Annotated in this window: 21 protein-coding genes; 5 read left to right on the top strand and 16 right to left on the bottom strand. The window is 66.8% G+C overall.

Annotation, left to right across the window (positions count from 1 at the left end; translation table 11 throughout):
* Nucleotides 1-55: 55 nt before the first annotated feature.
* A complete protein-coding gene (locus tag RQI43_RS02560; RefSeq protein ID WP_311274119.1) occupies nt 56-283 on the bottom strand; it encodes a hypothetical protein in 228 nt (75 codons plus the stop codon).
* Nucleotides 284-462: 179 nt separating this feature from the next.
* Here RQI43_RS02560 and guaA point away from each other — a divergent pair, with 179 nt between their 5' ends.
* On the top strand, nt 463-2,019 hold the full coding sequence (gene guaA, locus RQI43_RS02555) for a glutamine-hydrolyzing GMP synthase (protein WP_056432343.1): 1,557 nt from the start codon (nt 463-465) through the stop codon (nt 2,017-2,019).
* Between the two features lie 99 nt (nt 2,020-2,118).
* On the opposite strand, the gene RQI43_RS02550 is transcribed toward guaA, so the two are convergent.
* Nucleotides 2,119-2,550: a type II toxin-antitoxin system VapC family toxin gene (locus tag RQI43_RS02550; RefSeq protein ID WP_311274118.1), complete on the bottom strand. Its 432-nt coding sequence runs from the start codon at nt 2,548-2,550 to the stop codon at nt 2,119-2,121.
* A complete protein-coding gene (locus RQI43_RS02545) occupies nt 2,547-2,846 on the bottom strand; it encodes a hypothetical protein (protein ID WP_311274117.1) in 300 nt (99 codons plus the stop codon). The genes RQI43_RS02550 and RQI43_RS02545 overlap by 4 nt, the downstream gene beginning before the upstream one ends.
* 176 nt (nt 2,847-3,022) lie before the next feature.
* On the opposite strand from RQI43_RS02545, the gene RQI43_RS02540 reads away from it, so the two are divergent.
* Nucleotides 3,023-4,033, top strand: coding sequence for an OmpA family protein (locus RQI43_RS02540; RefSeq protein WP_311274116.1), 1,011 nt, complete (start codon nt 3,023-3,025; stop codon nt 4,031-4,033).
* A gap of 116 nt (nt 4,034-4,149) precedes the next feature.
* On the opposite strand, the gene RQI43_RS02535 is transcribed toward RQI43_RS02540, so the two are convergent.
* Nucleotides 4,150-5,319, bottom strand: coding sequence for a hypothetical protein (locus tag RQI43_RS02535; RefSeq protein ID WP_311274115.1), 1,170 nt, complete (start codon nt 5,317-5,319; stop codon nt 4,150-4,152).
* A gap of 108 nt (nt 5,320-5,427) precedes the next feature.
* Between RQI43_RS02535 and RQI43_RS02530 the strand changes: the two genes are divergently transcribed.
* The 3 genes from RQI43_RS02530 to der all read left to right on the top strand — a co-directional run bounded on the left by RQI43_RS02530 (nt 5,428) and on the right by der (nt 8,298).
* Complete coding sequence (locus RQI43_RS02530) at nt 5,428-6,033, top strand: NnrU family protein (RefSeq protein ID WP_311274114.1); 606 nt, start codon at nt 5,428-5,430, stop codon at nt 6,031-6,033.
* A 127-nt stretch (nt 6,034-6,160) separates the two neighbouring features.
* Nucleotides 6,161-6,874: a tetratricopeptide repeat protein gene (locus tag RQI43_RS02525; protein WP_311274113.1), complete on the top strand. Its 714-nt coding sequence runs from the start codon at nt 6,161-6,163 to the stop codon at nt 6,872-6,874.
* 65 nt (nt 6,875-6,939) lie between these two features.
* Nucleotides 6,940-8,298, top strand: coding sequence for a ribosome biogenesis GTPase Der (gene der, locus RQI43_RS02520; protein ID WP_056432361.1), 1,359 nt, complete (start codon nt 6,940-6,942; stop codon nt 8,296-8,298).
* Between the two features lie 3 nt (nt 8,299-8,301).
* Here the strand turns inward: der and RQI43_RS02515 are convergent, their stop codons facing one another.
* The 12 genes from RQI43_RS02515 to rpsF form a co-directional block, all read right to left on the bottom strand.
* Complete coding sequence (locus RQI43_RS02515; RefSeq protein ID WP_311274112.1) at nt 8,302-9,426, bottom strand: carboxylate-amine ligase; 1,125 nt, start codon at nt 9,424-9,426, stop codon at nt 8,302-8,304.
* 55 nt (nt 9,427-9,481) lie between these two features.
* Entirely contained in the window at nt 9,482-9,889 is a 408-nt protein-coding gene (locus RQI43_RS02510) for a dihydrofolate reductase (protein WP_056432367.1), read from the bottom strand.
* Between the two features lie 180 nt (nt 9,890-10,069).
* Nucleotides 10,070-10,810 (bottom strand): SDR family NAD(P)-dependent oxidoreductase, encoded by a 741-nt coding sequence (locus RQI43_RS02505; protein ID WP_311274111.1) that lies wholly within the window; start codon nt 10,808-10,810, stop codon nt 10,070-10,072.
* A gap of 8 nt (nt 10,811-10,818) precedes the next feature.
* Nucleotides 10,819-12,309 carry an amidophosphoribosyltransferase gene (purF, locus tag RQI43_RS02500; RefSeq protein WP_018045057.1) on the bottom strand — a complete coding sequence of 497 codons (1,491 nt, stop codon included), beginning with the start codon at nt 12,307-12,309 and terminating at the stop codon, nt 10,819-10,821.
* A 180-nt stretch (nt 12,310-12,489) separates the two neighbouring features.
* Nucleotides 12,490-13,089, bottom strand: a complete 600-nt coding sequence (locus RQI43_RS02495; RefSeq protein ID WP_056432373.1) for a CvpA family protein — start codon at nt 13,087-13,089, stop codon at nt 12,490-12,492.
* 130 nt (nt 13,090-13,219) lie between these two features.
* The gene (gene radA, locus RQI43_RS02490) at nt 13,220-14,656 is read right to left on the bottom strand and encodes a DNA repair protein RadA (protein ID WP_207413177.1); all 1,437 of its coding nucleotides are present in this window, start codon (nt 14,654-14,656) and stop codon (nt 13,220-13,222) included.
* A gap of 188 nt (nt 14,657-14,844) precedes the next feature.
* Nucleotides 14,845-15,954, bottom strand: coding sequence for an alanine racemase (alr, locus tag RQI43_RS02485; protein ID WP_311274110.1), 1,110 nt, complete (start codon nt 15,952-15,954; stop codon nt 14,845-14,847).
* Nucleotides 15,955-16,277: 323 nt separating this feature from the next.
* Nucleotides 16,278-17,765 carry a replicative DNA helicase gene (locus RQI43_RS02480; protein WP_056254796.1) on the bottom strand — a complete coding sequence of 496 codons (1,488 nt, stop codon included), beginning with the start codon at nt 17,763-17,765 and terminating at the stop codon, nt 16,278-16,280.
* Between the two features lie 406 nt (nt 17,766-18,171).
* Nucleotides 18,172-18,735 carry a 50S ribosomal protein L9 gene (rplI, locus tag RQI43_RS02475; protein WP_056140488.1) on the bottom strand — a complete coding sequence of 188 codons (564 nt, stop codon included), beginning with the start codon at nt 18,733-18,735 and terminating at the stop codon, nt 18,172-18,174.
* Between the two features lie 67 nt (nt 18,736-18,802).
* Entirely contained in the window at nt 18,803-19,867 is a 1,065-nt protein-coding gene (locus RQI43_RS02470) for a hypothetical protein (protein WP_311274109.1), read from the bottom strand.
* Nucleotides 19,868-20,094: 227 nt separating this feature from the next.
* A complete protein-coding gene (gene rpsR / locus RQI43_RS02465) occupies nt 20,095-20,382 on the bottom strand; it encodes a 30S ribosomal protein S18 (RefSeq protein ID WP_056432380.1) in 288 nt (95 codons plus the stop codon).
* Between the two features lie 3 nt (nt 20,383-20,385).
* Nucleotides 20,386-20,853, bottom strand: coding sequence for a 30S ribosomal protein S6 (gene rpsF / locus RQI43_RS02460; RefSeq protein WP_018045048.1), 468 nt, complete (start codon nt 20,851-20,853; stop codon nt 20,386-20,388).
* Nucleotides 20,854-21,350 lie beyond the last annotated feature (497 nt).

Here is a 21,350-nt window from a genome sequence, read left to right as displayed (position 1 = left end):
GAGCCATTCCAGCGGCGCCTTCGCGCCACCGAGTCGATGGCGCGAAGGTCGGTGCTCAGAAGCAGCGGCGCGTACGCACCATCGTCACCCGGCCATACGGACCCCGACGCTTCGTCACGACCGTCCGGCAACGGGGGCCCCTGACGACGGTGCGCGAGACGACCCGCACCTGCTCGATCGCGGCGGCGGGAGCGGAAAGGGTCATGCCGGCGAGCGGCAGAGCCGATGCCGAGCCGATGCCGGCGAGGGTGATGGCTGCCAATCCGAAGAGGGTTGCTCTCATTGCGTAAGCTCCTGTCTGTTGGAAGGGCGGGATGAATCGCGCAGATTGTGTGAATCCTTTGTTAATTATCCCGCCTTCCGTCCGTCGCTAGGCAGGGCCACGCCTGATGCATGTGGGCGACGTGTCCCCTGCGGACGCTGCGCGTTGCACCATGGCGGGGCCTCGTCTAACTCCGATCCATGAATACCGACCACGACAAGATCCTCATCGTCGATTTCGGCAGCCAGGTGACCCAGCTCATCGCACGGCGCGTGCGTGAGGAGGGGGTCTATTGCGAGATCGTCCCCTTCACCAAGGCGGCTGAGGCCTTCGCCGAATCGAAGCCGAAGGGTGTGATCCTCTCCGGCGGCCCCGAATCGGTGACGACCGAGGCCTCGCCCCGCACGCCCCAGGTGGTGTTCGATTCGGGCGTGCCGGTCTTCGGCATCTGTTACGGCCAGCAGACCATGGCGGCCCAGCTCGGCGGCGAGGTCGAGGGCGGGCACCATGCCGAGTTCGGCCGCGCCGAGATCGAGATCATTTCGGACTGTCCCCTGTTCAAGGGCGTCTGGCATGTGGGCGAGCATTATCCGGTCTGGATGAGCCACGGCGACCGGGTGACCAAGCTCCCCGACGGTTTCACCACCGTCGCCCTGTCGAAGAACGCGCCCTTCGCGGCGGTGGCCGACGAGTCGCGCAACTACTACGCGGTCCAGTTCCACCCGGAGGTGGCCCATACCCCGCACGGCGCCCTGCTGATCCGCAACTTCGTGCGCGACATCGCCGGCTGCACCGGTGACTGGACCATGGGCGCCTACCGCGAGGAGGCCATCGCCAAGATCCGCGAGCAGGTCGGCAAGGAGCGGGTGATCTGCGGCCTGTCGGGCGGCGTCGATTCCTCAGTGGCGGCGGTGCTGATCCACGAGGCGATCGGCGACCAGCTCACCTGCGTCTTCGTCGATCACGGCCTGCTCCGCATGGGCGAGGCCGATGAGGTCGTGCGGCTGTTCCGCGACCATTACAACATCCCCCTGGTCCATGTTCAGGCGCAGGAGCTGTTCCTCGGCGAGCTCGAAGGCGTCAGCGACCCGGAGATCAAGCGCAAGACCATCGGCCGCCTGTTCATCGACGTGTTCGACGAGGAGGCGAAGAAGATCGGCGGCGCGGCGTTCCTCGCCCAGGGGACGCTCTACCCCGACGTGATCGAGAGCGTGTCCTTCACCGGCGGTCCCTCGGTGACGATCAAGAGCCACCACAATGTCGGCGGCCTGCCCGAGCGCATGAACATGCAACTCGTGGAGCCCCTGCGCGAGTTGTTCAAGGACGAGGTCCGGGTGCTCGGCAAGGAGCTCGGCCTGCCCGAGGCCTTCGTCGGCCGCCATCCCTTCCCCGGCCCCGGCCTCGCCATCCGCTGCCCCGGCACCATTACGGCCGAGAAGCTGGAGGCTTTGCGGAAAGCCGATGCGATCTATCTCGACGAGATCCGCAAGGCCGGCCTCTACGACACGATCTGGCAGGCCTTCGCGGTGATCCTGCCGGTGAAGACCGTGGGCGTGATGGGCGACGGCCGCACCTACGACCATGTCTGTGCTCTCCGCGCCGTCACCTCGGTCGACGGCATGACGGCGGATTTCTACCCCTTCGACATGGCCTTCCTCGGCCGCGTCGCCACCCGCATCATCAACGAGGTCAAGGGCATCAACCGGGTGACCTACGACATCACCTCGAAGCCGCCCGGCACGATCGAGTGGGAATGATTTCGGGCGTCGCGGACGTTGCGCCGGATCGCTCCACGACACGCTGATAGAGTGGGATAGAATTCGCCGTTCCGTACCCTTCGGGATCCCGGCGCCGCATCAGATCGATCCGCGCATAGGATTGAGGATTTCGACTCCGGCGAAATCCTTTTCGTTGTCGGTGACGACCACGCAGTCATTCGCACCGGCGATTGCGGCGATGATCATGTCGAGCCCGCTGCGCGGGTTGCCGGCCGCTTTCCCCGCCGCCATCAGCTGTGCCCAGATCAGGCCTGCTTTGTCGTCGAACGAGAGGATACGGCCCGTAAACAGCGCTTGGGGTCCTTCCGGTCCGGAGAACCATCTCTCGAGCGCCTCGCGCTTTTTCCCCTGTGGCTTCTCCAAAATCCCGCGGCGGATTTCAGCGACGGTCAATGACGCGATGAACAGGTCCTCATCGCGCTGAGTCGACATCCACGCCAGAAGTGAGTCCGACGGCTGCGGCTTGACGACGTTGCTGATGATGTTGGTGTCCAAGAGATAGCGCGTCACAAGTCGATCTTGCGTCCCTCTTCACGGGGGCGGGAAAGATCGAGTTCCGCAGTCACCAGCGGCGAACGCCGCAACGCAGCGAGGATGCCGCCTGGTTTGGGCGGAGCGCCAGCGATCGACTGGCTGACGGTCGCACGAAGCTCCGAGGCTTCGGGCGTGTCTTCGGACAGGCGTCTGGCGAGCGACCGGATGAGGTCGCGATCGGTATCTCGGCCGAGCACTTCGAAACGCGCGAGGCCACGCTCGCCAAGGCGAGAGCGATAATTCCGGATTGCGCGATTCTGCGAACTTCCCATGATCGGCTCCAGATGTATCCAGTAATATAGCCAGTGCGGCCGAGGGCAGCAAGGTTGCGTGGTCGGCAGAGGGGGCGGTCGGGGTCCATCGGACATCCGTCCGACTCGACACCGTGCGCCGGGGTGGCATCTCTTGCCGCCCCGTGAAGGCCCGCTTTCCCGTGAGTCCGTCTAAGATGGCCCGGTCTGTCGGCGCCGTCATCGTGCCGGAGTGGATGATGAGAGCATTGAAGCTGGTCTGGATTCTGTTGGCGTTCACCTATGCCGCGAGCGAGAGCAGGGCCGAGCCGGTCGCGGGTCCATCGTCTCCCGGGGGCGGGACCATACCGGGCGCCGTGGCGCTCGACGACATTCCCGTCTCGACCGTGCCCCTCGGCGGCTTTCCTTATTTCGCGCTGCCCGCGGGCTACCAGCCGGTGAACCCGCCAGAGTCCCGCGAATTCGGGCATTTTCCGTTCTGGACGGGCACCGCGCTCCACGACGTCGACGGCAAGGTTTTCCTGTCCCTCATCGGTGCCAAGGACGGTAAGACCTACTCGTCCTATGAGTTGAAGAAGAACATCGAGGCCGTGCTGACCCAGGCGGGCGGACGAAAGCTCACCGACAGCCAGATGCCCACCTCAGTGACCGATACCCTGCCGGAGGAGGTCAAGATGGGCATGTATGAAGGCCTCGGCAACGTCTACTCCGAACGGACGCAGACATGGGTGATCCGCCGTCCGGACCGGCAGATCTGGGTGCATTTCGTGCCCGGCAGCAACAACGCGAGCTGGACCATCCTCGAGACAAAGCCGTTCGCCCAGACCGCCTCCCTGCTGCCCGCCGAGCAGCTGAAGCAGGACATAGACAAGACCGGGCGGGCGGTGATCCATGTCAACTTCGCCACCGACAAGAGCGAGATCCTACCGGATTCCGTGGCTCAGATCGAAGCGGTGACGAGGCTGCTGAAGACGAATCCCGGTCTCAAGCTGGCGATCAACGGCTACACCGACGAGACCGGGTCCGCCGGGCACAACCAGTCGCTCTCCAATGGCCGCGCCAGGGCGGTCATGGCCAGGCTCATCGCGTCGGGCGTCGCGAAGGAGAGGCTGAGAGCCAAGGGCTTCGGGGCCGCCAGCCCGGTCGCCTCCAATGGCAGCGAGGAGGGCAGGGCAAAGAACCGGCGCGTGGAACTGGTGAAGTTCTGACACGGAGACGTGCGATGCCGCCGGGCCGGCAGGTTCGTCTCCAACGGCACGGTCTCGGTAACGAAGTCCGCCCCATGCCGGATAGGGGCCGGCCGTGATGACGATCCGCTTCCGCCTTACGGCCAGACCTTGAGCGCCAATGGTCTGCGGACGAGGTCGCGGTCCGAGGTCACCTGGCAGCCCTCCCGGCGCAGCGTCACGTAGGTGAGGAGGGCGGTGTCGCCCACATCGTCGAAGTTGCGGCCGGTCGCCTCTGGATCGAGAATCGACGGATAGGCGATGAGGTCGCCCTTGGCCGTGCAGGGATCGTCGTAGAGCGTGGCGCCGGCGAGGAGCAGGCGCGGCTGATCCCAGGTGAGGAGGTCGCGTGACGTCGTCCAGTAGAAACCGGATTGCGGAACCTTGGCGCCGGACGCGGCCATGAAGACGGCGATCCAGGCCCTCGTGCCGCGGTGGCGCACCACCGCGCCCACGGGCAGGCCGAACGGCTCCAACGGCTTGCACGGTTCGGTGAGCAGGGTCGGCTTGGTGTAGGGATCGGGGAAGGCGGCGGTGAAGCCGAGCCCGGTCCAGGCCCGCCAGCGCGTCGGATCGGACGACGTGTCGGTGCGGAACAGGCAGGCCCCGGCGGATTGCTCGCTGCCGCTGGAAGACCAGCCGGTGGTGGCGATGAGCACGTAGCGCCAGCGCCCGTCCGCCACGATGTTCGATGGATTGAAGAAGCCCCGCTGCCGGCCCTGGCCGACCTCCTGACGGAACGGCGCCCCCGCCACAATGACGGGCGGCTTGGCGCGGGTGAAGCTGCGGCCGCCATCGCCGGAGGAGGCGGCGACGATCGTGTTGTACCAGCACTCGATATAGACCTTCGAGCGGCAGCGGCCCTCGTGCTCGTTGGCCTGGTACTCGTGGTGGAGGAGGGCCGAGACGGCCTTGCCGTCGTCGGTCCATGTGGCCGTGATCCAGGAGCGGTCGTCATAGGCCGCCGGATCGGCCTTCTCGCCGGAATCGAGCACCACGGCGCAGTCGAGCTTCAACTGGTCGAGGCTCGGTCCGCGCAGGGCCCTGTTGCGGTAATGCATGCCGAACAGGGCGACGCCGCCCGCTGAGTCGCGGAAGGCTCGGGCGGAGGCGTCCGGCACGTCCGCCCCGTCGCAGGCATCACGGCCGGCCTTGAAGATCGTCGTCGGCGCTCCGACCAGGGTGAGGGCGGAAAGCGGCGGTTCGGACCGCGCCGCGACCTCTTGAGGAAGCAGGACGAGCAGGAGGAGCGCGAGAAGCCGCGTCATCGGATGAGCCTGGACATCCGCGCCGGTTTGGGTTTTGAACCGTTACAGTCTGCTTCACCCGGCCTGGCGCGGCTCCCGCGATCCACAGGCTCGATTCGAAGGCCCTTCATGCTCATCCTCATCCTCGGTCTCGTGCTTTTCCTCGGCACGCATGCCTTTTCCATGTTGAGGACGAAGCGCGCGGGCGTCATCGACGAGGTGGGCGAGAGCCGGTTCAAGCTCGGCTATACCGTGCTGTCGATCGTCGGCATCGTGCTCATCGCCTATGGTTTCGGACAATACCGCGCGGATGGCTACATCCAGGTCTGGAACCCGCCGGTCTGGACGCGCCATCTCGCGCTGCTGCTGACGCTCCTCGCCTTCATCGCTCTGGCCTCCGCCTACCTGCCCGGCCACATCCGGGCGCGGGCCAAGCACCCGATGCTGCTGGCGGTGAAGATCTGGGCGACGGCCCATCTCCTCGCCAATGGCGACCTCGGCTCGATCCTGCTGTTCGGTAGCTTCCTCGCCTGGGCGGTGATCGCCCGGATCAACGCCAAGCGCCGCGCCCTGTCGGCTGGCGCGGTGGCCGCCCAGCACGGCGCCGTCGCGGCTCCGGCCGGCTGGCGTAACGATGCGCTCGCGGTCGTTGTCGGCTTCGTCGTCTGGTTCGCCTTCGCCAGATATCTCCACCCGTTGCTCATCGGCGTGGCGGCCTGGCCGGGGCAGGCCTGAGACCGGCCGCACTCACCGCTCGCCGCTCTCCAAGCTATCCAGTCGCCAAGCCGGCTGCGCTGTGCTACGCGCCGGGCTTGGATTTTCCTCAAGGCCGTCGATCGTATCGCGGTCGGCGTGAGACGATATGGCCGAGAACAACGAGTTCATCCGCGAGGTCAACGAAGACTATCGCCGTGATCAGGTCGCCCGGATCTGGAAGCGCTACAGTGGTCTGATCATCGCTGTTGCGATTCTCGTCGTGGCCGGCGTCGGGGGCTATCGCTACTGGCAGCACGATCAGCGCGTTCGTGCGGAAGCGGCGTCGGAGAAGTTCGAGGCCGCCAATCGTCTCGCCAAGGATGGCAAGGGTACGGAGGCCGACAAGGCCTTTGAGGCGCTGGAAGCCGATGCACCGGGCGGCTACCGGATGCTGGCCCGGTTCCGCTCCGCCACCGAGACCACCAAGCGCGACGCCGCCGCCGGCGCGACCGAGTACGATGCGCTGGCCGCCGACACCAAGCTCAGCGATGGCCTGCGCGACCTCGCCCGCCTGCGCGCCGCCCTGATCCGCCTCGACCAGCAGAATCCCGATACCGCGCTCGCCAGTCTCCAGGGGCTCGCCGCCCCGACCGGCGCGTTCCGCCACACCGCTCGCGAAATGCTCGGACTCGTGGCGCTGAAGCGCGGCGAATACGATGCCGCCGGGCGCTGGTTCGACCAGATCGTCGCCGATCCGCAGACGCCGGCGAACCTGCGCCAGCGTATCGAGGTCTATGCTGCCCTCGTGGCCGGCGGTCCGGTCACGGTGACCGCGGCTCCCGCCTCCGAGCCGGCCGCACCCCCGCCCGTGACGCGCTGAGCCGAATTTCGGCACGACGCCTGCACGACGAATTTTCTCCGTACGACGACTGAATCGAGACCACCATGGACATGCCGACCGTCGCTATCGTCGGACGGCCGAATGTCGGCAAGTCGACCCTCTTCAACCGTCTGGTGGGCAAGAAGCTCGCCCTCGTGGACGATCGCCCCGGCGTGACCCGCGACCGGCGCGAGGGCGACGTCAACTTCGGCGGATTGGTGTTTCGCATCATCGATACGGCGGGCCTCGAACAGGCCGATGCCGATTCGCTGCTCGGCCGCATGCGCGCACAGACCGAAGCCGCGATCCTCGAAGCCGACGTCGTGCTGTTCGTCATCGATGCCCGTGCCGGCATCCTCCCCGCCGACCAGCCTTTCGCCGAACTGGTGCGCCGGGCCGGCTGCCCGGTGGTGCTCGTTGCCAACAAGGCCGAGGGCGGCACCGGTCTGTCCGGCGCCTACGAGGCGTTCTCCCTCGGGCTCGGCGACCCGATCCCGTTCTCGGCCGAACATGGCGAGGGTATCGGCGAGCTGCATGACGCGCTCACCGAGGCTCTGCCCAAGCTCGACGACGAGGAAGAGGGGTACGACGACGACCCGTCGAATCGCTCGCTGAAGGTCGCCATCGTCGGCCGCCCCAATGCCGGCAAGTCCACCCTCATCAACCGGATGCTCGGCGAAGAGCGCCTGCTCGTCGGGCCCGAGGCCGGCATCACGCGGGATTCGATCTCCCTCGACTGGGAATGGCGCGGCCGCCGCATCAAGCTCCACGATACCGCCGGCATGCGCCGCAAGGCCCGCATCGACGACAAGCTCGAAAAGCTCGCCGTGTCGGACGGCCTGCGCGCCGTGCGCTTTGCCGAGGTGGTGGTGGTGCTCCTCGATGCCACGATCCCGTTCGAGAAGCAGGACCTGACCATCATCGATCTCATCGAGAGCGAGGGCAGGGCCGTGGTCATCGGCCTCAACAAGTGGGATCTCGTGGCGGACCAGCCCGGCCTGCTGAAGAAGCTGCGGGAGGATTGCACCCGCCTGCTACCGCAGGTGCGCGGTGTCTCCGTAGTTCCATTGTCGGGGTTGGCCGGTGACGGCATCGACGCGCTGATGAAGGCCGTGACCGAGACATTCGAGGTCTGGAACCGCCGCGTCTCCACCTCCAAGATCAACGATTGGCTCAGCGCGGCGACCCAGCGCAACCCGCCGCCGGCGGTGGCCGGCCGCCGCATCAAGATCCGCTACGCCACCCAGGTGAAGAGCCGCCCGCCGCACTTCGCCCTGTTCGGCAACCAGCTCGACGGCCTGCCGAAATCCTACACGCGCTATCTCGTCAACAACCTGCGCGAGGCCTTCGACCTGCCCGGCGTGCCGATCCGGCTGTCCCTGCGCACCTCGAAGAACCCGTTCGACAAGGACAACAAGGGCTGAGCTTCACGACCCGCAGGTTGTTTCGCTCAGCCAGTCCACCACGTCGTCCAGTCCCTGGCGGTTGGTGCGGCCCTTCTCGCGCGCGGCCTCGAAAACGGCGATCTGGCGGTCGGCGCTGGTGCCCTTCGCCACGATGGTGCGGGCGCGCTCCACCTCCGCGCCGCAGCCGAGCGCGTCGGCATCCGCATCGATGAGGGCCAGCACCTTGTCGAGGGCGTCGGCGAAGGGGAGGGCATCCTCGCTGGTCTCGTCGATGATCTCGGCCTCGGTGCCGCTGCGCTGGGTGCGCCAGAGGTTTTCCTCGGCCAGGGCGAGAGAGACGCCGTCGAGATCGGCGTTGAGGTCCGGCTGGCGCACGACGCAGCGCACGAGGCAGCGGAAGAGTGCCGCCACGGTGAGAGCATCCTCGAGCCGGGTGCAGGAATCCGCCACGCGAAGCTCCAGCGTGGGAAACTTGATCGACGGACGAAGCGACCACCACAGGAAGCTGGCATCCTGGATCGAACCGGCCTTGGTCATGATCCGCAGATAGCGCTCATATGCCTCCTGACCGGAGAAGAGCTGCGGCAACCCCGTTCTGGGCAATTCACCGAATGCACTCAGGCGGTAGGCGGTGAGCCCCGTCGGCTTGCCCTGCCAGAACGGCGACGAGGCCGAGAGCGCGAAGAGCAGGGGCTGGAACGGCAGCAGCCGGTTCATCAGGTCGATCCGGGCCGCGGGATCGGGCACTTCCACATGGACATGCATGCCGCAGATCAGGCTGCGGCGGCCGGCGAGACCCACATCCTTGAGGATGCCGCGATAGCGCTCGCCCTTCGTCGGTAATTGCCGCGCCCAATCCGCCACCGGATGGGTGCCGGCGGCGAAGACCATAAGCTCGTGTTTCTTGGCCAGCCGGCCGAGGGCATCGCGCTGCCCGGCCAGGATCTCTCGCGCCTCGCTGAACTCCGTGGAGGGCGGTGTGCAGACCTCCACCTGACACTGCAGCATCTCGCGCCCGATCTCGGGCAGGCGCTCGCTCGCTTCGGTATGGAACGGCTTCACCGACCGCCGCGGCGTCCCTCGCGTCTCGGCATCGGCCAGGAAGTATTCCTCCTCGATGCCGAAACGGTAGCTATGCGCGGTCATGCCATCATCCTGCGAGCGACCTCCATCAACTCGTAGGGCGAAAGGTCGTTGCTCCTCAGCTTCGCAATGCGCCACCCACCAGCCAGGCCGGATCGAACCAGCGGTCGGCCTCGCCGTCATAGGGCAGGCGGGTGATGTCCCAGTTTTGGATGTACTTGGCGTAAACGTTCCAGACCGTGATGCCGCCGCCGACGAAGATGCGCCGGCCCGGATAGCGCTTGAGCACCTCTTCCGGGTCCTCGTGGCTGCGGATGACGTCGATGGTGCGGTCCTTGAAGGCGAAGTCCGGCACGGAGGCCACGGTCTTTGGCCCGGCGATCAGCACGTGCCCCATGGTCAGCGCGAAGAAGCGCGTCACGTCCTCGACGAAGAGCGGATCGGTGTTGCCCTCCCAGGGCAGGTGCCCGTTGAGGCCCAACTGGCCGCGCAGGCCGATGGCGCAGATGCAGCGAACGTCGATCATGATGGAAACCTCGATGAAGGCGGGTCACTCCCGCCACCGACCTCATCCTGAGGTGCCGCGAAGCGGCCTCGACGGAGGGCTCCAGACCGCACTGCGAGTCCTGGAGCCCTCCTTCGAGGCCTTCGCTTCGCTCCAGCACCTCAGGATGAGGTCGCGGGCAGGTTATGGGTGACAGAAAAGCTAAGCCGCCATCTGCGGCGTCAGCACCCGGTCGCTGGGGAAATCGTAGATCTTGCCCGATTGATCCCAATCCCGGCTCGCGAGACGCACGAAATGCGGTGCGAGGGCGTCTGGAGTCTTCAGTGTCGTCTCGTCCTCGCCCGGCATCGCCGCCTTGCGCATGGAGGTGCGGAGGGGGCCGGGATTAAGCAGCATGGCCTTGATCGGCGTGGTCTCGGTCTCCGCCGCGTAGGTGCGCACGAGGGCGTCGAGAGCGGCCTTCGAAACCGAGTACGGCCCCCAATAGGCCTTGCATTTCTGCGCGGCGCCGGAGGTGACAAAGATAGCGCGGCCCGCATCCGACCTCCGCAACAGCGGGTCGACGGAACGGAGCAAGCGCCAGTTGGCGGTGACGTTGATGTCCATCACCTGCGTCCAGGTCTTGGGCGTCACGTGGCCGAGGGGCGTCAGATTGCCGAGGATACCGGCATTGCCCACGACCACGTCGAGCTTCTGCCAGCGCTCGTAGATGCTCTGGCCGAGCCGGTCGATCGCGTCGAAATCGGTCAGGTCGAGGGGCACGAGCGTCGCGCTCGATCCCGCCTGCCGGATCGCGTCGTCCAATTCTTCCAGTGCCCCTTGCGTCCTGGCAACGGCGACAATGTGAGCCCCGGCCTCGGCCAAGGCCAGGGCCGCCGCCCGGCCGATGCCGCGCGAGCAGCCGGTGACGAGGGCGATGCGGCCGTCGAGGGGCTTCGTCATGGGTCGGATCAATCCGCTTCGGCGAGCATCGCGAGACGCTTCGGCCCGGCGATGGCGAGGTCGGTCAGGCCGGTCGGGTAGTCGCCCGTGAAGCAATGGTCGGTATATTGCGGGCAGGATTCATTCCGGCTCTCCTCACCCATGGCCTTGTAGAGGCCCTCGATGGAGAGGAAGGCAAGGGAATCCGCGCCGATGTAGCGGCGCATGCCTTCGAGGTCGTGGGTGGCGGCGAGCAGCTTCTCGCGCTCAGGCGTGTCGATGCCGTAGAAATCCGGATAGGTGATCGGCGGCGAGGCGATGCGGAAATGCACCTCCTTGGCACCGGCCTCGCGCATCATCCGCACGATCTTCACCGATGTGGTCCCGCGCACGAGGCTGTCGTCCACGAGGACGATGCGCTTGCCTTCCACCACGGCGCGGTTGGCCGAATGCTTCATCCGCACGCCGAGTTCACGCACCGACTGGGTCGGCTGGATGAAGGTGCGCCCGACATAGTGGTTGCGGATGATCCCCATCTCGAAGGGCAGGCCGGTCTCCTGCGCGAAGCCGAGGGCTGCCGGCACGCCGGAATCCGGCACCGGGATAACCACATCGGCGGCGGTGGCGGATTCGCGGGCCAGTTCGTGGCCGATATTCTTGCGGACGGAATAGACGCTCTTGCCGTTCACTACGGAATCCGGCCGGGCGAAGTAGATGTACTCGAAGATACAGGGGCGCATGGGCTGCGCCGGCGCGAACCGGATCGATTCGATGCCCTCCTCGGAGATGACGACGATCTCGCCGTTCTCCACGTCGCGGATGAACTTCGCACCGATGATGTCGAGCGCACAGGTTTCCGAGGCGAGGATGTAGCGTCCGTCGAGTTCGCCGATGACCAGCGGGCGGATGCCGAGGGGGTCGCGGGCGCCGATGAGCTTCTTGTTGGTGAGCGCGACGATGGCGTAGGCGCCCTGGACCTGCCGCAGGGCCTCGGTGAAGCGCTCGACGATGAGGGGCGCGCGGCTGCGGGCGGCGAGGTGCAGGATCACTTCCGTGTCGGAGGTCGACTGCGTGATCGCGCCGTCGCGGACGAGGTCGCGGCGGATGGAGAGGGCATTGGTGAGGTTGCCGTTATGGGCCACCGCGAGGCCGCCGCTGGCGAGTTCGGCGAAGAGCGGCTGGACGTTGCGGAGGATCGTGCCTCCGGTCGTCGAGTAGCGCACGTGGCCGATGGCGGCCGAGCCTTCGAGATGCTCGATGGTGGAGCGGTCGGAGAACGAATCGCCGACGAGGCCGGGCCGGCGTTCGGAATGGAAGATGTGCCCGTCGAAGGAGACGATGCCCGCCGCCTCCTGGCCCCGGTGCTGGAGGGCGTGGAGGCCGAGCGCCACGATGGCTGAGGCGTCCGGATGGCCGAAAATGCCGAAGACGCCGCACTCCTCGCGCAGCGTGTCCCCGTCCCGGTCCAGCCCATCCACCACGTCGACCGAATGGCGGGCGCTCGCGCTGCGTGCTGACATCTGGTTCTGCGATCCTAAGGTGGCCCGCCGCTGCCGGTTTCGGCACCGTCCACGGACCGGCTTGCATCCTGCGACCGTTTTATGACGACGGCCGCTTCCTGCAAGAAGCCGTCATTTAGTCGGCCTTGGTTCCGCAACCAAGCGGCTTGCCACGCAGATCAGACGCGCTGCGTGAGAAGGTCAGCGTCGTGCGGGCGACTCCGTCCGGCGTTGCGCGGGCGCCGTATCGCCCTCACCGGCCGGCTCGACCGGGTCCGCCGTGCCGTCGCCCTTGGACTTCTTGAACTGCTTCAGGAACCCTTCCGGGTTCTCCGGCAGCTGCGCCACCAGGGCGTCGCCCGATTTCTCGAGCATCGGGCGGCTGCGAGCCTGCGCCGCCCAATCAGGCATCTTGCCCTGAACCAGCCAGGCCAGGAACACCCAGCCGATCACGCAGATGAGGAAGCCGCGCCCAGCGCCGAAGACGAAGCCGAGGGACCGGTCGATCGCGCCGATGCGCGAATCGAGGATCATGTCGGAGACCTTCACCGTGATGATCGAGACGATGACGAGGGTGAGGAGGAAGATGGTGGCGATGGAGGCCACCAGCGCCACGGTGGCGTTGGAGACGTGCTGGCTCACCGTGGGCAGCAGCAGGGGATAGAGCTTCCACGCCACCGCGGCGGCGGCGACCCAGGCGACGATGGCGAGAACCTCGCGCGTCGCGCCGCGGACGGCGGCCAGAAGGGCCGAGATGACGACGATGCCGAGAACGGCCAGATCGAGAACGGAAAACGGCATTGATTGGTATGGTCGCACGGGGCAGAGGGGCTGACGATGGCCTGCTCGTGCGGCTCCCCCTCGCCGCCGCGCCTGTATATCGTGCGGAAACTCGGCCGTCACCCTCCGGTACGCCCTCCCTTCGCCGGCCTCACTCGTCGTCTTCGTATTCGTATCGCGCCGGGTTGCGCTCGGGCCGGCCGCGTTTGGGCGCGCCGCTGGCGATGCCGGCCACGAGATCCGCAATGTGGCGCAGGGCTTCCGTGGGTAGGGAATTGTCGCCGACCTCGTTGCGTCCCTGTGGCGTGACGGCTTTGGCGAAGCCGAGCTTCAACGCTTCCTTCAACCGCGACGGTGCCTGCGCCACCGGCCTGATCGCTCCCGAGAGACCGATCTCGCCGAAATAGACGGTCTCGCCCGGCAGGGCCGCGCCCGACAGCGATGAGACCAGGGCGGCTGCTACTGCGAGATCCGCCGCCGGCTCCGTGATGCGCAGGCCCCCTGCGACATTGAGATAGACGTCGTGGGTGCCGAGCCGGATGCCGCCATGAGCCTCCAGCACGGCGAGCACCATGGACAAGCGGTTGGGATCCCAGCCCACCACGGCGCGGCGCGGCGTGCCGAGGGAAGAGGGCGCCACCAGGGCCTGGATCTCCACCAGCAGGGGCCGCGTGCCCTCCATGCCGGCGAAGACCGCCGTGCCCGGTGCCGCATGGTCGCGTCCCGCGAGGAAGAGCGCCGAGGGGTTGGGCACCTCCGCGAGGCCCCGATCGGTCATCTCGAACACGCCGATCTCGTCGGTGGGGCCGAAGCGGTTCTTCACCGCCCGCAGAATACGGAAGTGATGGCCCTGGTCGCCCTCGAACGAGGCCACGGCATCGACCATGTGCTCCACCACGCGGGGCCCGGCGATCTGACCGTCCTTCGTCACATGGCCGACGAGGATCACCGCCGTCCCGGTGGTCTTGGCAAAGCGGATCAGCGATTGGGCCGAGGATCGGACCTGGGTCACCGTGCCGGGGGCGGATTCCACCGTCTCCGTCCACATGGTCTGGATCGAATCGATGATGGCGAGTGCCGGCGGGCGCCCCTGACTGAGGGTCTCGACGATATCTTCGACATTGGTTTCGGCGGCGAGATCCACCGACGCGCTCGACAAGCCGAGGCGCTCGGCCCGCAGGCGCACCTGCGCCACCGCCTCCTCGCCGGAGATGTAGACGACCCGTTCGCCGGTGCGCGCCATGGCGGCGGTGGCCTGCATCAGCAGGGTCGACTTGCCGATGCCGGGATCGCCGCCGAGCAGAATCACCGAGCCGCGCACGAAGCCGCCGCCGGTCACCCGGTCGAGTTCGCCGATGCCGGAGGGAATGCGCGGGGCCTCGCGGGCCTCGCCGGTGAGCCCTTCCAGAGGAAACACCCGCCCCCGCGCCCGGCTCGGCCGCGTCTTGACCGGCCCGGCCTGCGGACCGCTCGCGCCCGTTTCCTCGACGATCGTGTTCCAGCCGTTGCAGGCTTCGCAGCGCCCGCGCCAGCGATTGTAGACGGCGCCGCAGGATTGGCAGACGAAGGTCTGGTGGATCTTGGCCATGATCGCCTTTTGAGGAAGCACGGACGACAGTCTGCGGCCATCCAACCCGCGCCCTCATCCTGAGGTGACCGCGTCAGCGGGCCTCGAAGGAGAACTCCAGATGGCGCCGCCGGCCCTGGAGGTCTCCTTCGAGGCCTACGCTTCGCTTCAGCACCTCAGGATGAGGCGGTGGATTTGGAATCGCCGGATCAGTCGGTAGACTCTACATAACGACGAACATATCGTGAACCAAGGCTGGTCAGGATTTCGTAGCCGATGGTGCCGGCGGCGTGGCCTACACTGTCCACATCGAGGGAATCGCCGATGAGAACCGCCGGTTCGCCGCGACGGGCCTCAGGCGCATCGGTGACGTCGAGGATGATGAGGTCCATGGAGATCAGGCCGACGATGGGGCAGGGCACCCCGCCGACGAGGGCATGGCCGCGACCGCTCGCCGAGCGCGGATACCCGTCGGCATAGCCGATGGAGAGGGTGGCGAGCCGTCGCGGACCGGGAGCGGTCCAGCGGGAATTGTACCCGGCGCTCTCCCCCGTCTCCACGTCGCGGATCTGGGCGATCCGCGCTTCGAGGCGGACGACCGGCCGCATCGGGTTCGACCGCCACGGCATCGGGTTGCCGCCGAACAGGGCGTAGCCCGGCCGGAGCATGTCGTTCGCGATGCCTGCGCCGAGATAGCAACCGGAAGAATTGGCGAGCGAACCCGGAATGCCCGGAAAGGCGCGGCGTACCGTGTCGAAGTCCTCGCACTGGCGTCGGTTGATCGCCTCGTCCGGCCGTTCGGCGCTGACGAGATGGCTCATGAGCAGGTCGATCCCCGCCGCTGGGATGATCGGGTCTCCGGCGAGAGCCAGGGCTTCGGGGACTGTCAGGCCGAGGCGGTTCATACCCGTATCGATGTGAAGGGCCGCGGCGAGCGGTCTCCCCGCCTCTGCACCCAGCGCCACCCATTCCTCGAGTTCCTCGCGCGACCCGAGGACCGGGCGCAGGGTATGCGCGGCGAGGATGGGGCCGCTGCCGGGAGCCAGGCCGTTGAGGACGTAGATCGTGGCTTCCGGCAGGAGCGACCGCGCGATGATCGCCTCGCTCGCATGCGCGACGAAGAACGTCCGGCAGCCGGCCTGCCACAGGACCGGGGCAACCACGGCCAGACCGCAGCCATAGGCGTCGGCCTTCACCACGGCGGCGCAGGGGATGTGCGGGGCCTGCGCGCCGAGCCGGCGCCAGTTCTCGGCGATGGCCGCGAGGTCGATGGTGAGGCGGGCGCCGTGAATGGCGGCCTCCGGATGAGCGATCGACATTGCAGGATCTCGTTCGAGCGCGGTGATGGGGCAGTCTCCGCTGCCTGCAAATCTCATGTGAGGAAGCGGAGTCTACCGTCTCTCGCAGGGTGGACCATAGAGTCGACGGTCTCTGTAGCGCCCTTCGCTCCTCAGGGCGGCGCTAAAGGATTTACATCCGCTCTTTCAAGCGGGCCGCGTCCATCTCAGCCTTGTGGCGAGAGGTTAGGAGCGGGGGTGATTGGGGGCCCCTCGATTGGCTGAGGCTAGGGGACCGATCCCCGCCTCCAACTCCTCCCCACAAGAAGGAAGAGGGTCACCCTCACTCGGCGGTATGGAACCGATTACATGCGCTCCGGCATCCGGTCTTCGCTGGCCAGATCCGAGAAGCGCGTGATGTTGGCGTCGAACTGCAGCTCCACCGTGCCGGTGGGGCCGTGGCGCTGCTTGCCGAGGATGACTTCGGCCTTGCCGTGGACGCGGTTCATCTCCGCCTCCCAGGCGAAGAACTCCTCCGTGCCTTCGCGCGGCTTCTTGTTGTTGACGTAATATTCCTCGCGGAACACGAACATCACCACGTCGGCGTCCTGCTCGATCGAGCCCGATTCGCGAAGGTCGGAGAGCTGCGGGCGCTTGTCGTCGCGATTCTCCACCTGACGCGAGAGCTGCGACAGGCCGATGATCGGCACCGCGAGTTCCTTGGCCAGCGCCTTCATGCCGGTGGTGATCTCGGTCATCTCCTGCACGCGGTTGTCGCTGCGCTTACCCGAACCGGAGAGCAGCTGCAGATAGTCGATGATGAGGAGGTCGAGACCCTTCTGGCGCTTCAGGCGGCGGGCGCGGGCGGCGAGCTGCGCGATGGAGATGCCGCCGGTCTGGTCGATGTAGAACGGGATCGTCTGCATGTCCCGGGCGGCATCGGTGATCTTGTAGAAGTCCTCCGGCCGGATGTCGCCGCGGCGGATCTTGTAGGACGGCACGCCCGATTGCTCGGCGATGATGCGGGTCGCCAGCTGCTCGGCCGACATTTCGAGGGAGAAGAACCCGACGATGCCGCCGTTCTTGGTCTCGATCCGCCCGTCGGGCTGCTTCTCGCCCCGATAGGCCTTGGCGACGTTGAAGGCGATGTTGGTCACCAGCGAGGTCTTGCCCATGGCCGGGCGGCCGGCGAGGATGATCAAGTCGGAGGATTGCAGACCGCCCATCTTGGCGTCGAGATCCGACAGGCCGGTGGCGATGCCCGAGAGCTTGCCGTCGCGCTGGTAGGCCTTGGCGGCCATGTCCACGGCGGCGGTGAGCGCATCGGAAAATTTCTGGAAGCCGCCATCGTACTTGCCCGATTCGGCGAGCTCGTAGAGCCGGCGCTCGGTGCCCTCGATCTGGTCGCGGGGCGAGGATTCCACCGGTGCTTCGTAGGCACCGTTGACCAGATCCTCGCCGATGGTGATCAGCCGGCGGCGAATGGCGAGATCGTAGATGGTGCGGCCGTAATCACCCGCATTGATGACGGTGGTCGCCTCGGCCGCGAGGCGGGCGAGATACTGCATCACCGTCTGGCCGCCGAGATCGGCGTCACCGAGATAGGTCTTGAGCGTGATCGGGGTCGCGAGCTTGCCGACCTTGATCAGCGAGGCGGCGACCTCGAAGATCTTGCGGTGGACATCCTCCATGAAATGCTCGGGCAGGAGGAAGTCCGAGATCCGGTAATAGGCGTCGTTGTTGACGAGGATCGCGCCGAGCAGCGCCTGTTCCGCATCGATGTTGTGGGGCGCGACGCGGAACTCCTGCGTGACGCTCTGTAGGTTTGCCGTCAGGGCGTTGGGCAGGGCCATGGGCTGACTCGAGGCTCCGACTTCTTCGACACCGCGCGGCGATTCCGTCGCCGCATCATTCCGCTACCGCACGACCATGGCCCAGGCATGGTTAGCCGAACCTTAGCCGAATCGCGCGACGCGCCTTTCGCGCCGCCCCTCTCACCTCATCCTGAGGTGCCCGCTTCAGCGGGCCTCGAAGGAGGGCTCCAGAACCCACCGCGCGAACTGGAGGCCTCATTCGAGGCCTCCGCTGCGCTCCGGCACCTCAGGATGAGGTGATCGGACGGGACGGAGTGCGTGTGACCGAACACGAAAAACGCCTGCCACCCCTTTCGGGATGACAGGCGCTATGCTGGAACAAATCGGGAACCAGTCAACCCCTTCGGGCGACGATCCCCGTTCTCCACCGCTCTCGCGGGGATGCTTACTCGCGGTCGTCACCGGCCTCGGCGAGAGCGGCGCCGACTTCGAGGCCGAGGTCGTCGAGGTTGAACGCCTCACGCTCGGTGGTCGATTCGCCGCGGGCCTGACGCTCGGCCTCTTCGGGCGAACGGGCGACGTTGACGGTGACGGTCACCTCGACCTCGGGGTGCAGCACCACCGGCACGTTGTGCAGGCCCAGCGTCTTGATCGGCTGGTTGAGGGCGAACTGATCGCGGCCGACGGTGAAGCCCTCGGCGGTGACGACTTCGGCGAGATCGCGGGTGGAGACCGAACCGTAGAGCACGCCGGTCTCGCCCGACTGACGGATCAGCACGAAGCTCTTGCCCTCGAGGGTCTCGGCGACGGACTGGGCCTCGGTCTTGCGCTCCAGGTTGCGGGCTTCGAGCTGCGCGCGCTGGGTCTCGAAGTGCTTCTTGTTGCCGGCGGTGGCGCGCAGGGCCTTGCCGCGGGCGAGAAGGAAGTTGCGGGCGTAGCCCGGCTTCACGTTCACGGTCTCGCCCATCTGGCCGAGTTTGGCGACGCGCTCGAGGAGGATGACTTCCATGATCTTGGTCCTTGCTGGGGTGGGGTGTGTCGAGAGAGATCCGGCCGCGTGATGCGGGAGACGGGCCTCAGGTTCGTCCGGCGTCCTCCTTGGGACGGCGCCGGTTGAAGGCGGTGTCGGCGAGGCCGAACAGCGTCAGGGCGAAAAGGGCGACGCCCTGCGTGAAGAACAGGATCAGATAGAGCCCGAACAGGAGGGCCATGCGTCCGGGCCGGCCGCGGCTGCGGTCGTGGAAGGCGGCGAGGCCCTGCATGGCGAAGGCGGCGGTCAGCGCACCGATGAGGCAAACGCCGAGGACGCCTGGATAGCCCGGCACCAGGGCCAGCACGAAGGCCGCTCCCAGGATGCCGAGGACGGAGCGCGGCATCGCGGTTGAGGGGATGTCGGGCCAGGGCCGAGGCAGGCGGCCGGAAATGCGCACGATCCGGCCCGCGGCCCAGAGATAGAAGGTGAGCAGCACGGCAAGACCCTGGGTCGCCAGTCCGGGGGCGATCGTCGCCAGGGCATCCGCCACCGCGTTCTGCTGGTCGGTGCCGGGTTCGGCGGAGGGCGCCGTCTTCGTATCCGATTCCGCCTGGGTCGCGGGCGACTCTGTGGGCGTGGGACTCTCGGAGGTCGAGGGATTCCCCGTCGTCGAAGGGGTTCCTGCAGGTGCAGCGGCGGGGGGCGTCGCACGGGTCTTGCCCTGCATCGTCACCAGCGTGCGCGTCATCCCGCGCAACTGGGTCTGGAAGGTCTCGAAGTTCGGCGACGCGATGACCGCGATGGCGACGAAGGCGAGCCCGGCCGTGCCGGCGGTCCAGGCGAGAAGCCGCCCGGTCGGGTACCATTCCATGGTGCCGTCGGCATTCGGGCGGCCGAGCAGGGCGAGATAGGCCAGCCACCAGGCCGGCAGCGCCAGATAGGCGAGGAAGCCGAGGCCGAGGAAGGGCTGCAGGAAGGAGAGCGCGATGGCGCCCGTGATCGCAGCGACGAGGGCTGCCTTGTGGCTCCAGCCGAGGCCCACGATCAGGATCGGGAGCGGGGCGAGCAGATAGAGAACGATCGACAGCAAAGTGCCCTTCAGCAGGACGCCGAAGAGGAGTGCGGAGACGAGGCCCGCGCCGATGCCGATACCGAGAAACTGTGTCATCGATCCCGCTGTCCCGCTGTCCCGGAAAAGGGCAGGGTTAGAGGCGTTTCATTTCGCCCCAACGACGTCCGGCAGCGCGCATGCGGCCGATACGAATGCTTCCTCCGCCTAGTGGGGAGGGATCGAGGGTGGGAGTGGCGCCGCCAGCCTTCACAGGCCGAAGTCCACCCCCACCTCCAACTCCTCCCCACAAGGGGGAGGAGGGGACCTCGTGGAGAGGTCGAGGCTTACTTGATCACGTAGGGGAGGAAACCGAGGAAGCGGGCGCGCTTGATCGCCTGGGCGAGTTCACGCTGCTTCTTGGCCGACACCGCCGTGATGCGCGACGGCACGATCTTGCCGCGCTCGGAGACGTAGCGCGACAGGAGCTTGACGTCCTTGTAGTCGATCTTGGGAGCGTTCGCGCCCGAGAACGGGCAGGTCTTGCGACGACGGAAGAAAGGACGACGTCCGCCGCCCGCACCACCACCGCCACCAGCGGCAGGAGCCGCACCAGGTCCAGCACCGAAACCCATGGCTTAGTTCTCCCCGCCGAAGCTGCGCTCGGGACGGTCGCCGCGATCACCGCGGTCGCCACGATCCCGGTCGCCACCGAATCCACCACCACCGAAGCCTTCGTCGTCACGACGACGGCCGCGCTCACGATCCTTGCGGTCGTCGCGGTCGCGCTTCTGCATCATCGCCGACGGCTCGGACTCGAGCTCTTCGACGCGGACGGTCATGAAGCGCAGGACGTCCTCGGAGATCTGCATCTGGCGCTCCATCTCGGCGAGAGCCGCCGGGGGGGCGTCGACGTTGAGGAGCGTGAAATGCGCCTTGCGGTTCTTCTTGATGCGGTAGGCGAGGGACTTCACGCCCCACATCTCGATCTTCTCGACCTTGCCGCCATTGGCTTCGATGACGCCCTTGTAGGTCTCGACCATGGTCTCGACCTGCTGGGCCGTCACGTCCTGGCGCGCCAGGAAGACGTGTTCGTAGAGAGGCATAACGGGCCCTTCATAGCAAAAGGGGCCCGACGGCACGGATGTGCGGATGTCGATCGTCGGGCCGGTTCAACGCGTTTCACCCGGCGCCAAGCCCTTCGAGCCGTTTGAAGGCCCGAGCGGTTGATCGAAGGCGGAGACACGGGACGATGGAGCGAACTCCGCATGCCGGACAAGCCGGCACCGTCCGTTCAGCCCCCAGCCGGAGCGAACGCGAGCTGCGGCGCATAGACGAGTTCGGGCGGGATAGCAAGGATGACGGTAGACATGATCGCCCCGATCCCAGCGGCAAGGAAGCCCGCGAATCGATCCGCATCCGGTGATAGAGGAGCCGCCGGAACGCTCACGCCATGTTGGAGGATCGCCGATGTCAGCTATGAAACGAGCCGCGGCCCTCCTGCTCTGTCTCATTGCGTCCGGCCCGGCCATCGCCGACGAGCCCGTGCTGCAGACGGTCGATTACGCCAATACGCGCTATTCGAAGCTCGACCAGATCAATG

The sequence above is a fragment of the Methylobacterium sp. WCS2018Hpa-22 genome, from assembly GCF_031843785.1.
Lineage (GTDB): Bacteria > Pseudomonadota > Alphaproteobacteria > Rhizobiales > Beijerinckiaceae > Methylobacterium.
Note: the sequence above shows the minus strand (reverse complement) of the source record. Positions and strands in the feature narration are given on the sequence as shown.

Bases quoted from the DNA above. Each gene is read 5' to 3' on its own strand.
- RQI43_RS02560 (WP_311274119.1), bottom strand. From the start codon at position 283: ATGAGAGCAACCCTCTTCGGATTGGCAGCCATCACCCTCGCCGGCATC.
- guaA (WP_056432343.1), top strand. From the start codon at position 463: ATGAATACCGACCACGACAAGATCCTCATCGTCGATTTCGGCAGCCAG.
- RQI43_RS02545 (WP_311274117.1), bottom strand. From the start codon at position 2,846: ATGGGAAGTTCGCAGAATCGCGCAATCCGGAATTATCGCTCTCGCCTT.
- RQI43_RS02540 (WP_311274116.1), top strand. From the start codon at position 3,023: ATGGCCCGGTCTGTCGGCGCCGTCATCGTGCCGGAGTGGATGATGAGA.
- RQI43_RS02535 (WP_311274115.1), bottom strand. From the start codon at position 5,319: ATGACGCGGCTTCTCGCGCTCCTCCTGCTCGTCCTGCTTCCTCAAGAG.
- RQI43_RS02530 (WP_311274114.1), top strand. From the start codon at position 5,428: ATGCTCATCCTCATCCTCGGTCTCGTGCTTTTCCTCGGCACGCATGCC.
- RQI43_RS02525 (WP_311274113.1), top strand. From the start codon at position 6,161: ATGGCCGAGAACAACGAGTTCATCCGCGAGGTCAACGAAGACTATCGC.
- der (WP_056432361.1), top strand. From the start codon at position 6,940: ATGGACATGCCGACCGTCGCTATCGTCGGACGGCCGAATGTCGGCAAG.
- RQI43_RS02515 (WP_311274112.1), bottom strand. From the start codon at position 9,426: ATGACCGCGCATAGCTACCGTTTCGGCATCGAGGAGGAATACTTCCTG.
- RQI43_RS02510 (WP_056432367.1), bottom strand. From the start codon at position 9,889: ATGATCGACGTTCGCTGCATCTGCGCCATCGGCCTGCGCGGCCAGTTG.
- RQI43_RS02505 (WP_311274111.1), bottom strand. From the start codon at position 10,810: ATGACGAAGCCCCTCGACGGCCGCATCGCCCTCGTCACCGGCTGCTCG.
- purF (WP_018045057.1), bottom strand. From the start codon at position 12,309: ATGTCAGCACGCAGCGCGAGCGCCCGCCATTCGGTCGACGTGGTGGAT.
- RQI43_RS02495 (WP_056432373.1), bottom strand. From the start codon at position 13,089: ATGCCGTTTTCCGTTCTCGATCTGGCCGTTCTCGGCATCGTCGTCATC.
- radA (WP_207413177.1), bottom strand. From the start codon at position 14,656: ATGGCCAAGATCCACCAGACCTTCGTCTGCCAATCCTGCGGCGCCGTC.
- alr (WP_311274110.1), bottom strand. From the start codon at position 15,954: ATGTCGATCGCTCATCCGGAGGCCGCCATTCACGGCGCCCGCCTCACC.
- RQI43_RS02480 (WP_056254796.1), bottom strand. From the start codon at position 17,765: ATGGCCCTGCCCAACGCCCTGACGGCAAACCTACAGAGCGTCACGCAG.
- rplI (WP_056140488.1), bottom strand. From the start codon at position 18,735: ATGGAAGTCATCCTCCTCGAGCGCGTCGCCAAACTCGGCCAGATGGGC.
- RQI43_RS02470 (WP_311274109.1), bottom strand. From the start codon at position 19,867: ATGACACAGTTTCTCGGTATCGGCATCGGCGCGGGCCTCGTCTCCGCA.
- rpsR (WP_056432380.1), bottom strand. From the start codon at position 20,382: ATGGGTTTCGGTGCTGGACCTGGTGCGGCTCCTGCCGCTGGTGGCGGT.
- rpsF (WP_018045048.1), bottom strand. From the start codon at position 20,853: ATGCCTCTCTACGAACACGTCTTCCTGGCGCGCCAGGACGTGACGGCC.